Source organism: Enterococcus sp. 9D6_DIV0238, assembly GCF_002174455.2.
Lineage (GTDB): Bacteria > Bacillota > Bacilli > Lactobacillales > Enterococcaceae > Enterococcus_L > Enterococcus_L dunnyi.
The window spans coordinates 1,863,079-1,877,273 of the sequence record NZ_CP147246.1 but is presented as its reverse complement, the minus strand read 5'-3'; the positions used below and the strand labels follow the sequence as shown (position 1 = coordinate 1,877,273).

At 32.8% G+C, this 14,195-nt stretch carries 8 protein-coding genes; 6 read left to right on the top strand and 2 right to left on the bottom strand.

Going from position 1 to position 14,195, the window contains the following annotated elements; genetic code table 11:
- Positions 1 to 21 precede the first annotated feature (21 nt).
- Together argH and A5889_RS08780 are read right to left on the bottom strand one after the other, a co-directional pair.
- Positions 22 to 1,422 (bottom strand): argininosuccinate lyase, encoded by a 1,401-nt coding sequence (gene argH / locus A5889_RS08785; protein WP_087640475.1) that lies wholly within the window; start codon positions 1,420 to 1,422, stop codon positions 22 to 24.
- 220 nt (positions 1,423 to 1,642) lie between these two features.
- On the bottom strand, positions 1,643 to 2,851 hold the full coding sequence (locus tag A5889_RS08780) for an argininosuccinate synthase (protein WP_087640476.1): 1,209 nt from the start codon (positions 2,849 to 2,851) through the stop codon (positions 1,643 to 1,645).
- 383 nt (positions 2,852 to 3,234) lie between these two features.
- On the opposite strand from A5889_RS08780, the gene rplM reads away from it, so the two are divergent.
- From rplM to A5889_RS08750, 6 genes are all read left to right on the top strand, one after another.
- The gene (rplM, locus tag A5889_RS08775; RefSeq protein WP_303393937.1) at positions 3,235 to 3,663 is read left to right on the top strand and encodes a 50S ribosomal protein L13; all 429 of its coding nucleotides are present in this window, start codon (positions 3,235 to 3,237) and stop codon (positions 3,661 to 3,663) included.
- A 13-nt stretch (positions 3,664 to 3,676) separates the two neighbouring features.
- Complete coding sequence (rpsI, locus tag A5889_RS08770) at positions 3,677 to 4,069, top strand: 30S ribosomal protein S9 (RefSeq protein WP_069662643.1); 393 nt, start codon at positions 3,677 to 3,679, stop codon at positions 4,067 to 4,069.
- Positions 4,070 to 4,411: 342 nt separating this feature from the next.
- Complete coding sequence (locus A5889_RS08765; RefSeq protein ID WP_207114647.1) at positions 4,412 to 7,975, top strand: hypothetical protein; 3,564 nt, start codon at positions 4,412 to 4,414, stop codon at positions 7,973 to 7,975.
- Between the two features lie 11 nt (positions 7,976 to 7,986).
- Positions 7,987 to 9,018 carry a DUF4238 domain-containing protein gene (locus A5889_RS08760; protein ID WP_207114648.1) on the top strand — a complete coding sequence of 344 codons (1,032 nt, stop codon included), beginning with the start codon at positions 7,987 to 7,989 and terminating at the stop codon, positions 9,016 to 9,018.
- 341 nt (positions 9,019 to 9,359) lie between these two features.
- Positions 9,360 to 10,643 carry a sigma-70 family RNA polymerase sigma factor gene (locus A5889_RS08755; protein ID WP_207114649.1) on the top strand — a complete coding sequence of 428 codons (1,284 nt, stop codon included), beginning with the start codon at positions 9,360 to 9,362 and terminating at the stop codon, positions 10,641 to 10,643.
- A complete protein-coding gene (locus A5889_RS08750; RefSeq protein ID WP_207114650.1) occupies positions 10,630 to 13,923 on the top strand; it encodes a helicase-related protein in 3,294 nt (1,097 codons plus the stop codon). Before A5889_RS08755 ends, A5889_RS08750 begins: the two co-directional genes overlap by 14 nt.
- Positions 13,924 to 14,195: the final 272 nt, after the last annotated feature.

Genomic DNA, 14,195 nt, shown 5'->3' with positions numbered 1-14,195 from the left:
AAAACACTACAAAATAAAAGTCTATTTTGTAGTGTTTTTTTTGTCTTCTTTTTTTAATGCTTCTTTTCCGCGTTCGACAGCCGCTCTTACTTGGTCGAAGCCAGTACCACCATAGGAATGACGGCGCTCAATGGCTGTTTTTGAAGCTAATGTTTGATAGATATCCGCTTCAATAAGTGGTGTTACTGCTTGATATTCTTCTAAAGGAATATCCTGTAAGTAGATCCCTTTTTTCGTACAATCGAGCACTAATTTCCCAACGATTTCATGCGCTTGGCGGAAAGGTAAGCCTTTATTAGCAAGGTAATCAGCAAGCTCAGTGGCGTTCGAAAAATCTTTTTCAGTCGATTTTTCCATGGTTTCTTTATTCAAGGACATTGTTTCGACCATGCCAGCCATGATCTCTAAGCTAGTTAGAATCGTCTGTGCTGTGTCAAACATGCCTTCTTTGTCTTCTTGAAGATCCTTGTTATAAGCTAAAGGCAACCCTTTTAAAACCGTTAAAAGGCTGAATAAATTGCCATATACGCGACCTGACTTTCCGCGTATCAATTCCGCCATGTCCGGATTCTTTTTCTGCGGCATGATCGAACTTCCTGTAGAGAAGGTATCTGTCAGTTCAATGAACTGAAATTCATGACTGCACCACAAAATGATTTCCTCGCAAAAACGAGAAAGATGCATCATCATGATCGAACTGTTACTAAGAAATTCTAAGATAAAATCTCGATCACTAACGCCATCCAGACTATTATCGTAAATAGAAGAGAACCCTAATAACTCAGCTGAATACGCTCGGTCGATCGGAAAAGTCGTGCCTGCTAAAGCAGCACAGCCCAAAGGTGAAATGTCGATTCGTTTTAGACTTTCAGAAAAACGTTCCTGATCGCGTGTCAGCATGCCGTAATAAGCCATCATATGGTGCCCGAATGAAATAGGCTGAGCATGCTGCAAATGAGTATATCCCGGCATGATAGTCTCAATATTTTCTTCAGCTTTTTGAACTAATACTTGGCGGAAAAGCTGAATTTTTTCAATAACCTCTTGAACCGTTTCTTTCAGATATAGGTGCATATCTGTTGCTACTTGATCATTTCGGCTACGTCCAGTGTGGAGTTTTCCCGCTACAGGACCGATTTCATCATGTAAATGCGTTTCGATATTAAGATGGATATCTTCATTTTCTATACTGAATTCCAGCTCGCCTGCAGTTAGTTTAACTTGAAGAGTCTTTAAACCATTCGTGATTTGTTCTGCTTCATCTTGGGTTAAAATCTCCGTTTTCGCCAACATTTTGACATGGGCCAAACTGCCAGTAATATCTTGTTGCGCTAATTGTTGATCGAAAGTGATCGAAGCACCAAATGCATCGATCCAGGCCTCACTTTTACCTTCAAAACGACCGCCCCATAATTTCTTCATCGTACTCACCTCATTTATGTATGAATATGCATTATTAAAACGTCTATAAAATAGTTTAAAGAAATGACTGTAGACGTATCGATTTCCTTATTTTGATCCGCAGATCAAAAGGAAATTCTCTTGAGATATGTCGTTAGTCTGGATAGATCAGGATACATTTATTTGCGTTGCCCGCAAATGGTATCTCACTATTTGATCTAACATATGAAAAGCAAAAATGCTAATCGTTGTTTTTATGCAAAGATGCTTGGACTTCAGCGTTGACTTTTGTTGGAAGCCCCCAAAGCTTGATGAAACCAACAGCAGCATCTTGGTCGAAGGTGTCAGCTGAAGTATAGGTCGCCAAATTTTCATTGTATAGGCTGTTTGCTGACTTACGTCCTTCAACGATTGCGTGGCCTTTGAAAAGCTTCACACGAACTACGCCGTTGACGTATTTTTGTGTAGACTTCAAGAAAGCGATCAAGGCATCTGTCAGCGGGTTGAACCATAAACCATTGTAGATAATTTGTGATAGCTGATTTTCAATGATCGGCTTAAAATGAGCGACTTCACGGACAAACGTTAAATCCTCCAGCTCTTTATGAGCAGCCATCAATGTGATCGCAGCAGGACATTCATAAACCTCACGGGATTTGATCCCAACTAAACGGTTTTCAACGTGGTCGATCCGACCGATACCGTGTTTTCCTGCTAGTTCATTCAATTCTAAAATCAAATCAGATAATAACATTTCCTTGCCATTGATCGCTGTCGGCACACCTTCAACAAAAGTCAGCTCGATAATATCAGGCGTATTCGGAGCATCTTCCAAGCTGACAGTCAGTTCGTAAGCACCTTCTGGCGGAGTTGCCCAAGGATCTTCTAGAATACCGCATTCATTGGCACGTCCCCATAAGTTCTGATCGACAGAGTAAGGATTGTCTAAATCAGCAGGAACCGGTACACCTTTTTCTTTAGCATAGTTGATCTCTTCTTCCCGTGACCACTTCCATTCACGAACAGGTGCAATAACTTTCAGCTCAGGTGCAAGAGCATTGATCGCCACTTCAAAACGGACTTGATCATTCCCTTTTCCTGTACAGCCGTGAGCGATCGTTGTCGCACCAGTCTCGTGAGCAAGCTCGACTAATTTTTTAGCGATCAAAGGACGTGAAAGAGCAGAAACCAATGGATAAGATTGTTCATAAAAGGTATGTCCCTGCAATGCGATCAATGCAAAATCTTGCGCGAATTCTTCTTTAGCATCGATCGTATAAGAAGCAGAAGCACCAACTTCCAATGCTTTTTTCTTGATGAAGTCTAGATCCTTCTTCTCGCCAACATCTAAACAATAAGCGATCACATCATAGCCTTCATCGACCAACCATTTAACAGCAACAGAGGTATCTAAACCTCCGGAATAAGCTAAAACAACTTTTTCTTTCATTCTGGAACACTCCTTCATTTTTGTTATCTTTTTTTGATTGTTCTCATCATAGCACCCAAAAATACAAAAATCAATACTTTTTATAAATAAATATACATAAAATTGTTTTAATTAGGAAAAATATGCATAAAATGGCTAGAGAAGTGCGTAATAGATAATACGCTTATTTTTGAGTATTCTATTTCAAATCAGGAAATAATTATTTTTAGACGGAAAAAAATAGAAGAAAAATAGCGAGAAACCGCAGAAATCCATTGACTTTACTGGTGATAGAGGGTATTATGTTAAATGGTATTGTTTGCCCCACAATGAGCCCCGGAAACTCAAGTGTATGTCAAACATCGAATAGAAAATTGGAGGAAAAAAACGTGCGTACAACATATATGGCCAAAACTGGCGAAGTAGAACGTAAATGGTACGTAGTAGACGCAACTGATGTTCCTTTGGGACGCCTTTCAGCTGTGGTTGCTTCTATCCTACGTGGAAAAAATAAACCAACATTCACACCTCATGTGGATACTGGAGATTTCGTAATTGTAATCAATGCGGATCAAGTGAAATTAACTGGAAACAAAGCAACTGACAAAATTTACTACCGTCATAGCCAATACCCAGGTGGATTGAAATCTGTTACTGCTGGTGAATTGCGTGATAAAAATTCTCGTCGTTTGATCGAAAACTCAATCAAAGGCATGCTACCTAAAAACACTTTAGGCCGCAAACAATTGACTAAATTAAACGTGTACGGTGGTGCTGAGCATCCACATGCTGCACAACAACCAGAAGTATTAGATATCACTAACCTAATTTAAGGAGGGAAATTCATTGGCACAAGTACAATATAGCGGCACTGGCCGTCGTAAAAAATCTGTTGCCCGCGTACGTTTAGTACCAGGTACTGGTAAAATTACTGTAAACAAAAAAGACGTTGAAGAATATATTCCACACGCTGACTTGCGTGAAGTTATCAACCAACCATTTGGCGTAACTGAAACTAAAGGCGCTTATGATGTTATCGTAAACGTAAACGGTGGAGGCTACTCTGGTCAATCAGGTGCGATCCGTCACGGTATCGCTCGTGCATTATTAGAAGTAGATCCTGACTTCCGCGGAGCTTTAAAACGCGCTGGACTTCTTACTCGTGATGCCCGTATGGTAGAACGTAAAAAACCAGGTCTTAAGAAAGCACGTAAAGCTTCACAATTCTCAAAACGTTAATATATCTTATATATCAACATTTCAGACGTTTCGCAATTCAGTTTGCGAAACGTTTTTTTCAATTTAATACTAGTCTGGCACTAGTCTGGTCAATAATGTATGCTCTCGTTTCAAACATTCTTGTTTGAGCGAGAGTTTTTTATATTATGAGTTAAAGAGTTCTATTTGAGAATTACCATGTTTTTTTGATATAATCAATTTGTTGATATAATTATATATTTAGAAAAAGATAGTTATTATAATGCGGAGTAAAATATTTCAAATACTGCACTGCTACTTTTCAAAAAGCAAACTTGTACTGGTTTAATAGTTTGAGTTAAATTTAAAAATAAGGAGAAAGATATGAAAATAGATAATTCAAGAATTGAAGAAATTGCTGTAGACACAGTTAATGCATATATTTCTGAAAGAACAAGGAGAGTCTCGGGAAAACTGGAGAAGGCGGATACTGGGATTTCAGTAGATGGTGAAATAATTTTTTATTTGGAAGCTGAAAGGAAAATTAGTACTTTTGGAGGAACAATCCCTGTTCAAGTCAAGGGAAAAAGAGTTGATTCAATTTCTGAAATTACATCAGTTTTCAGAAAATTTGATATTGAAACATATAGAAACTTTTTGAAACTAGATGGTGTTCTAGTATTTTTAGTTGAGGAGATGTTTGATAAAGGATTAATTTTTGAAAAACAAATTTTTTTTAAATATTTGGATGTAATTGAATTAGTGGAAATAATAAATGAATTGTCACAATCTGGAAATACTTATAAATCACTGATTTTCAATAGATTAGATACAGAAATAGATTTTGATCAAGTTGTGGATGAAATCCATGTTACTAGAAGAAGCATGTCTGCCAGTTTAGCGGTCTATAAAGCATTCAATGAAAATCAAATTCAATCGAAGGATGCTATTTTACAGAATTTTGAAGAAGTAATAGAGGAGGTAACAAAAGAGATAAGAGAGAGTGATTTTTATGATGACGATTCAGAATTCTTAAAACAAGCTATTCCTCAAATTGAACAATATGTTTCTAAAGATTTTATTTTTGATTTTGAAAGTGCAATACTGTTGTCGTCATCTTTTATAAAGGATGATCGATATAAATTGCTTCAAAAGAGTACATTCAATAAGGTCTTGATTTTCTTAGCAAAGTTAGATAATTATCGAAAAGAATTCGAAGCTGCTAAGGAGAAACTAGAAAAGATTTCTGAGCTAGATGATAGATATCAAGTTTATTATGATCGTGAAGTATTTATATCAATGGCTACATCGCTTAACGAAACAGATGCAAAAAGAGAAGTTGATAAGATATCGTGGGAAAATGATTATCAAAATGAACTGTACACTCTATTTTATGAAATAGAAACACAATCTATTTCTATTGATAAACTTGAAGCCTACGAAACTAACTATAAGTATAATCAAGACTTTCTATATCTATTAGGTATAGGTTTTTCAAATAATTCATTATATTTGAGAGCTTCTGAAATGTTCAATCAAATAATGGGGAATAAGAATGTTAAAGTACTGGAAATTATTAATTATTTTAGAGGTTCTGCAAATGATGTTTTGATGACTAAAGATCCTGAAAAAATCAATCAACTTCAAATTTATTATAATGAGCTAGATCAGTATTTAAACTCATTAAAAAAAAGAGGGCTCTCTCTACTACAAGGAGAGGATATGCTTAATCTAATTTCATCAATAATAAAACCTGAAGAATTTATAGATAATGAGTTTGGATTAACAGATGAACAGGACGTTGCAATCATTCAGTCTTTGTTAATGGTGGAGGATTATCAAAAAATAATTAAATATTTACGAGGAAAAGAGAAGCAAACAGATTGTACCTTACTATATTTTTTATTTGTAGCTCTTGTTGAGGAAAAGGAATATATTTCAATTCTGACTGAGATTAATAATATGATTGAAATTCTGAATCCGATTCCTGAAAAAATGTGGACTCTCCTTAGTGATTTTTTCATTGAAGCTTTGATACAACTAGGTGATCCTAGTAAGTTTAACAGCGTTGATGACCTAACAAAAAAGCATTATATTTTTTCAGAGGTACACTATTTAAGACTCTATATATTTAAGACTGAAAATAATTGCCAACTTACAGAAGAAGAACTAACTCATGTTAACCAGATTAGTCTAACAATTAAAAATGAGGAGGAAGTTGGAGTTTTATGCAACTTTATATATAAATTTGATAATGTAGATTTTGCAAAAACATTGTGGATAAATCTAAGAGAAACATTCTCTGAAATGATATCGGAAGTAATTTGTACAAAGTTACTACAAAATGGAGATGAAGATAATTTATTATACATTTTAGAAATAATTAAATGGAATGAACAGCGTGAAACAATAAATGAAAAATTATTTATGATTGAACTTCAAGTGTACTCACTTTTAGAACAGTATAGAGCGATTATTAATAGAGTACGTAAAGAGAAAAATCTGAGTGAACAAGTATTAAATCTACAATTGGCAGCAAAAATTAAGCTAAATGATAATACAGAAATTGAAAGTTTAATTGAAAGAGGTAGTTTTTCTCAAAATATTGATTTTAGACTGAATGCAGGTTATGGGATGATTGCTTTTGGATATGATCCAATAAGAGGTAGTAAAATTTTGTTACGTGAGCTGATAGAAACTAATTTTCAAAATAAAGAGGTAGGAAAGAACTATGTTCTCCAAACACTAGATTCGTTAAAAGATTATGATGATGAAAGAGACTTATCAAAAATATCAGGTTCACGTCATTACTATTACAAATTGATAGATGGAAAGAAAAAACTTGAAATACTTACGCTTCCTTTAGATTGGGATTGTGAAAATCTTGGTAAATATAAAATCATAAGGAATAATAGCAAAGAATATCGTCTCCTCCTACTTAAAAATGAGGGAGCAAATGTAAGAATTGGAAAAAGAACATATAAAATAGTTCAAAAAATTCCATTAAGTAGATTTGTTTACAAAAAAATGTTGCCACTTTGTATGGGGGACAACATTAGTAACAGCCCAATTAAGTCATTTACGATTGACAATGGAGACCTTTCAGAAGTTGTCACATTTATGGAAAGAGACAGCGAAGCAAAAAGTGAAATGTTAAAATTAATGGAAAAGTACAGTTATACAGGATGTATCCAAGACTTATGTAATGAAGACGAATTATTTAATTTTATTTATGCTTTCTATAATGATAATAATTTTGTTTTTAATTTAGGTCAAATTATTCCACAAGACATAAATAAAAAAATGCAATTAAGTATATCGAGTTTAATTTTTTTGCAGAAATATGAACTAGGAGACATTTTACCCTATTTTACTGAGCTATACATTGATTTAGATATATCAAAACGATTATCAGATATACTCAACAAAGAAATAGAACAAGGATATGATGTGAAAAAATTATCTGTAATTGAAGGTAGACCGGTAATTATTGAAAGAAGTGAAGAACAATTTCAGCAGCAGTTAGATTATTTAGATGAGATACTAGAACTAGTCTCTAAAGTAACGAATTGTAATGAAGCGGGGTTTATACATCCAGATTTTAAAAGATATTTTGGTTATGATGCCCACAGTATTCAAAGTGCTTATGATGCTTCAAACTTATTTATTGTAGAGGATTCTTTTATTCAAGATAGATGTAATGGGGTTAGTATTTTAGGAATGGTACATGAGTATTTTATCAATGTATCTCCGAATATAGAACGATACATTAATTTTCTTTTAGAATTACAAGAGGATAACAATATATATATTTGTTCTTTTGTTAATAAATTAGAAATTGCGAAAGATGTTATTGAATCTGATGATGTCAATGTATATAAAAAGTATTGTGAATGGATACTGAAACAAGTTAATATCAGCACAACTACATTAAATGAGAGAAAGTAAGGTACTAATCTATGGGAAAGTTGAAAATCAAAAACCATTACGTTCCTAAAGTATATCTTAAGCAATGGGCAACAGGAAATAAAGTATATGAATATAGGCTACTAGTTTCACATGAAAAGGTACAAAAATGGAATAGAGTCTCTATTTCCAATACAGCAACTGTGAATTATCTTTATCTTTACTTGGAGGAAGGAAAATTAAATGACGAAATGGAGAATTATTTTTCGGAAGAATTTGAGATGAAATATAGTAGTTTTATAGAAAAAGTAAACAATTATAAATCTCTAAATGATGTGGATTACGAGTATATCTCGAAGTTAGTGGTCGGACAATTTATTAGAACCTTGTCTGGATATTCTTGGGCGCAAAATATAGTACAAGAAACATTTCCAGAAATTGTTGAAGAATTGGTTAGAAAAATTGAAGAGAGGATGGAAACGAAAGGTAATCTACCCAAAAGAGAGTTAGAAAAAATTGATAAACTATTACCTTTGAAACTAGAAACGTTACAGGATCAAGAAGAAAATAATTTTTTAAAGGTAGAAACTTACGCAGGTAAATCAACTTGGTTGATGTCTATGAAACATTTGTTGGGGACGACCTATAAATCATTGATGGCTACTAGTTGGTGTATTTATGATGCGCCTGCTAATTTTTACTGGGCTACATCGGACGATCCTGTAATCCTCTTGAATTATTATGGTAAAGATGATTATGATTTTAAAGGAGGTTTTGGAAATATAGGTACAGAAATAATTTTTCCTCTTTCACCAAATAAATTACTCTATACCAAAATTGGAGATGAATTTGAGGAGTTATATGTAAAAGCAAGTTATTCAACAGCCAATTTGTTTCAAAAAATTATTGTAGAACATGCATTTTCTAAAGTATACTCCTCAGAAAAAAGCAAGATAGTTACTAAAATGAGAAAAAGAACTGTAGATGAGACAAAATATAAATCAGCGGATCAATCACTAAAAGATTTTCATGAAAACTATATTAATAAAGAAGTTCCCTATTTGATTGAAAATAAAGATTTATAAATATCATTATTAAGAAATTGGATTGCATTGAGAAAGTAATGGGTTTGATATTCATTCAAAATTCAAGCACTCGAACATGTCTTTAAGAGAACTTGCTGGCTATCTGGAATAGAGCCAGCAAATCTAAGTATTAACCGGTAATAGAAAGAAAAATCATTTAGAAAATATTGAACGGATTGCCGACAATAACTAATGTGAAAAATTGTTCTGTAATATTGTGAGAGCATAATGAATGTACTTTTGGTTGTTCAATTTCATTTTACAGTTCGTTCAAAAGAGTTTAACATATTAGTTAGCAGGACAGTTAGTCAAGATGAATGCATAGGAGGTTGTAATTTGTTATGAACAATAATTTGTATCTAATTATTGAATATATAAATGATAACCTTTTGTTTGGTAGTAAGGTTAGAATAGAAGAAATCGAAAGCCTTTTCAAAAAATATTCTATAGCAAATGAAGAAAAAAAGATTGTATATAAGGAATTAGAGTCTCTAAATATAGAAGTTATTGAAACTAGATCGTCATTCAAAGAAAAAATAGATATACTGTTTAGTACTATTGGAGAAAAAAAAGAGTTTAGAGAGAGTGAGCTATTAGACTGGTTTGTAACTGAAAGAATTAATTTAGACATGCAAAAACTAGTTAGAAAAGTCATAAATAGTGAAGGATTTTCTCTTATTAATGACATACCCAAGAAAATAGGTGTTGAAAATTTAGGATTTTTAAATGACTTAGATTTTACCAACCTAGATAGTGTGTTGGATGATGAGTCTTTTAATGCTGAAGTTGAAAATTTTAAGGCTGTTATCGATAAAAGTCATAATTTAGATTATTTAATCGAACTTCACTCGAATAGTGTGAATGCAGGTAAAAAAACGGAAGCACTGGATAATCTGGTGAAGGCAAATAGGCAACTAGTTTGGAAGATTGCAGCTAAGTATTCGCGATTTGCTACAGTTTCATTTGATCTTAATGATATGTATCAAGTGGGAATGCAAGGTTTAATGAAAGCAGCAGAGAAGTTTGATGCGAGTATGGAATACCAATTTTCTACATATGCAACTTGGTGGATAAGGCAAGGAATAACTCGTGGTATCTCTAACTACAGCACGACGATAAGAATTCCTGTCCATATGCGTGACAAAATCGTAAAGATATCAAAAATTGAAAATGATTTTTGGAATCATGAAGGAAGAGTGGTATCACTAGAAGAATTGGCTAAAATTCTGGAAGTTTCAACAAAAGAAGTTCAAGATATGAAGTTTTATAAAGAAATTGGCAAACTGACTAGTTTGGATACACCGATCGGATCAGAAAAAGATAGTTATCTAGGTGATTTTATCCGTGATGATAAAAATCAATCTCCAGAGGAATATATGATGGAGAAAGCTCTAAAAGATGAGCTGAGTGAAATAATGGATTCAAATTTGAAAAAAAGAGAAGCAAGGATTCTCAAATTTAGATTCGGATTGGTGGATGGAAAACAGCATACTCTTGAAGAAATAGGACAAGTCGAAAAAGTAACTAGAGAAAGGATTAGACAAATTGAAAGCAAAGCTCTTAGAAAATTAAAAAAACAACAGATTTTAGAAAGGTTGAGAAATTTTTATTATGATGGAGAATAAAATAAAAAACATTATTTCGGAAACTGGGAAAGCGATAATCATTCTAAAAGGATTTGATACAGCGGAATTGAGTAGGAAAAACAAATATTTTTCTTTTGATATTGAGTATTTTGATAAAGTTGATTTATCAACTTTACGGGAAATTGTTGTGGATGAAGTAATTAATAATCGTGAGTTTGATTCAGATTATAAATGGATGACTATTGAGGAATATCAACTTTTTAAAGAACATGCAGTCATAAATAAAATGCCATATATAATATTAGAAAATAGTTTGTATGACAAACAATTTCCTTTCCGAAATACGCTATCGAACGTTGAAAATGTATATCACTACTTGTATTATCAAGAAGATAATGAGTTAGAGCCGGAACAAGAGAAACTATTAGAAAATGTTTCTTTCTTTTATGGACAAATCAATTACTCTAAGCAAAGCAGTAATTATTTTGTTACCTATCCAGAGCTTGAAGAGGATATTGATATTTTCTTATTCTATGAAGAGGAACCTATTGATGTAAATTACTCTGATAATTATCCACAAGAAGATGTACAGAGAATAGAACTATCTGACGATGAAATTCCTTTTCTTGATCTAGAAGAGGATATGTTGATCTCGAAGAGTAGTAAAAATATCATTTTTGTTTTGTCTGGATCTCCTGAAACCCTGCCTAACAGATATCTTGAAAGGCTGAATATTTTATCAAAACTTACTGAGTGCAATATACTTTTCACTACTCTCTCCATCCGTAGACAAGTTATTGAAAATGAAAATAGCTATTTAGACATTCTTAAAGATGTTTATGATTATCAGGAATTTCGTGATTTAGCTTTTTATAAGAATATAGAAAGTCACTCAAAAGAAACAATTAATATCTCACAAGTCCAGATAATTGATGATATCGTCACTCAGGCAGAAAAGGCAATACATGGGGAAAATTTTAGAGATGTATATATTACAGCATCTACTGGTGCGGGGAAATCCGTAATGTTTCAAATACCTGCATTCTATTTAGCACAGAAATTTATTGATAATAAACCACTGACTCTAGTAATTTCTCCTTTAATTGGTTTAATGAATGATCAAGTAGAAAATATGAAGAGCAAAGGAGTAGACTCATCGGCAACTATAAATGGAAATACACCTCCATTTGAAAAAGAAAAGATTATAGAAAGGGTTCAAAAACAAGAAATTGATGTTCTCTATTTATCTCCAGAGACATTACAGGCACGAAGTGATATAACAATGCTTATTGGAGATAGAAATATTGGAGTAGTAATAATTGATGAAGCACACATTGTCACTACATGGGGTAAATCATTTCGTGCAGACTACTGGTATCTAGGAATTTATCTTGCTAAGTTAAGAAAAAAGTATAAATTTCCGATTGTAACGTTTACTGCCACCGCTATCTATGGTGGGCGTGAAGATATGTATCTAGATACTAGAAATAGTTTGAATATGATAAGCCCAATATCGTATTTCGGAGATGTCAGGCGCGATGACATATTTATGAATGTTAGAAGTAGTGAAAAAGATCTTGATAAAGAAGGACGTGATTATAGGAAAACTAAAAATGTATTAGCTTTAAAACATCTACAGATGGCTAAGAAAAAGAAACAGAAAACGCTACTTTACTTTCCTACAGTTCGATTGCTAATTGACTTCTTTAATTTTGTTGCTCTAAATGAACCAGAAATTGCTAAAAAGGTTGGAAAGTATTATGGTACTCTCCAAAAGGAAGAAAAAGATGAGGTTTTTTCAGAATTTAAGTCGGGAGAAATGCACTTTGTTTTAGCGACAAAAGCATTTGGTATGGGAATAGACATTCCAGATATAACTAATGTGTATCATTATGCTCCTACTGGAAATGTTGTGGATTATATTCAAGAGATAGGTCGTGCTTCTCGTGATAAATCAATAGTATCACATGGCTTTGGCATGATTGATTTCCTTTCAAAAGATATGAATGAAGTAAAACAGTTGTATGGAATGTCGGCAATAAAGAAAACACAGATTCTTGAAGTTATGAGAAAAGTATTATTGATTTATAAAGAAAAGGGAAATAATCGAAATTTGGTCGTAAGCCCAGAGGATTTTAAGTACATTTTTGTACAAAATAGTCGGGATGAAAATTCTTTAGATAATAAAGTTAAAACAGTATTACTAATGATTGAAAAAGATTTTTCCTCGCCTAATAAATTAGGTTACTCGCCTTTTGTTGCGCGACCAAGAAGTTTATTCGGAAATGATTTGATTTTTGTCAACTCTGATTTGGAATCTCAGTTTATTAAATCAAGACTTGGAAAATTCTTCATAAAAAAATTCGACTTGGTAAGCAAAAATTATTCAGCTGTTTATCAGGTGAATCTTAGCGGAATTTGGGAAAAGTACTATAAAACAATGTCCTTTCCAAGTTTCAAATTTGCTTTGTTCAATCAAGAAGAAAGAGAAAAATTGCACCATAAATACTTATTTTCTAAATTTGTTTATACTACTGGTGTTGAAGTATCACTAAATAATGACATATCTGTAGAAAATCTTATTTCACAGTATAAGATTATTCTTAACTCTTTTGAAGATTTTATTAATCAGAAAAAAATTTTAGGGAGTCAATTTACTGTGGTTGATTTAGGAAATCATTTTATGAAGGCATTGAAAATTGCAGATAAGTTTGATGCCAGAGCATTCGCACAGACAATTATTAATTCTGCCTTTGAATTTGGGAAAATAAAAGAGATTAAGTTCATATCAGAACGTGCTAGTGGTAATACAAATAATCAAAGCTATATCATAAATCAAGATGGTGATATTTTCACACAATTTATCATTCGTTCAATATCTAGTGCACTTAAGCCTAATGATAATTTTGTTAGTGGGGATGGGAAAGTTACATCTTTTCACTTTAGATCACGTGGAGACGATTTAGATGAAAAGATTGCAGCACTTGGTATAGGTGAAGCTAGAAAAATGTTGAGTTATCAGGTTGTTGGTGGAAATAATCCTCAAATTTATTTACGTATGAACTCTGTATATCCACTAGAGAAAGCAATCAAACAGGGAGATTTTTATCAAAATAGTATTTTACAAGATGTTCAAGAAAAGCATAACACTAGTGTTGAAATGCTGAAATACCTATTTACGAAAGAACAGCCTGAGTCAAATGCACAGGAAAGAATTTTGAATTATTCAAAATGGTTCTGGGATAATATAGAGGACTATTTTATGGGAGTTCTTCCTAATGAAGTAAAAAACACTTTATCGAAGAGATCCAAAAATTAAGACAGTTTTTAGAGTGGGCAAAAGGTCGTTATTAGTTTGATATACTATTATTTCGGCTCGCATATTTTTTATTTGAAAAATTGACACCATTGCTTTAAAAAAATTGAAGACCAATGAAATTTTGAAATGTGAATCACGCTGTATCCGTTGTTATCAAAGGTCTTTGAAGCTCATTCAAAAACCAAGCAATCGAACCAGGTCTTAAGAAAGCCCGTAAAGCTTTACAATTGTCAAAATGTTAATATGTTTTATATATCAATATTTCAGACGTT

Bases quoted from the DNA above. Each gene is read 5' to 3' on its own strand.
- argH (WP_087640475.1), bottom strand. From the start codon at position 1,422: ATGAAGAAATTATGGGGCGGTCGTTTTGAAGGTAAAAGTGAGGCCTGG.
- A5889_RS08780 (WP_087640476.1), bottom strand. From the start codon at position 2,851: ATGAAAGAAAAAGTTGTTTTAGCTTATTCCGGAGGTTTAGATACCTCT.
- rplM (WP_303393937.1), top strand. From the start codon at position 3,235: ATGGCCAAAACTGGCGAAGTAGAACGTAAATGGTACGTAGTAGACGCA.
- A5889_RS08765 (WP_207114647.1), top strand. From the start codon at position 4,412: ATGAAAATAGATAATTCAAGAATTGAAGAAATTGCTGTAGACACAGTT.
- A5889_RS08760 (WP_207114648.1), top strand. From the start codon at position 7,987: ATGGGAAAGTTGAAAATCAAAAACCATTACGTTCCTAAAGTATATCTT.
- A5889_RS08755 (WP_207114649.1), top strand. From the start codon at position 9,360: ATGAACAATAATTTGTATCTAATTATTGAATATATAAATGATAACCTT.
- A5889_RS08750 (WP_207114650.1), top strand. From the start codon at position 10,630: ATGATGGAGAATAAAATAAAAAACATTATTTCGGAAACTGGGAAAGCG.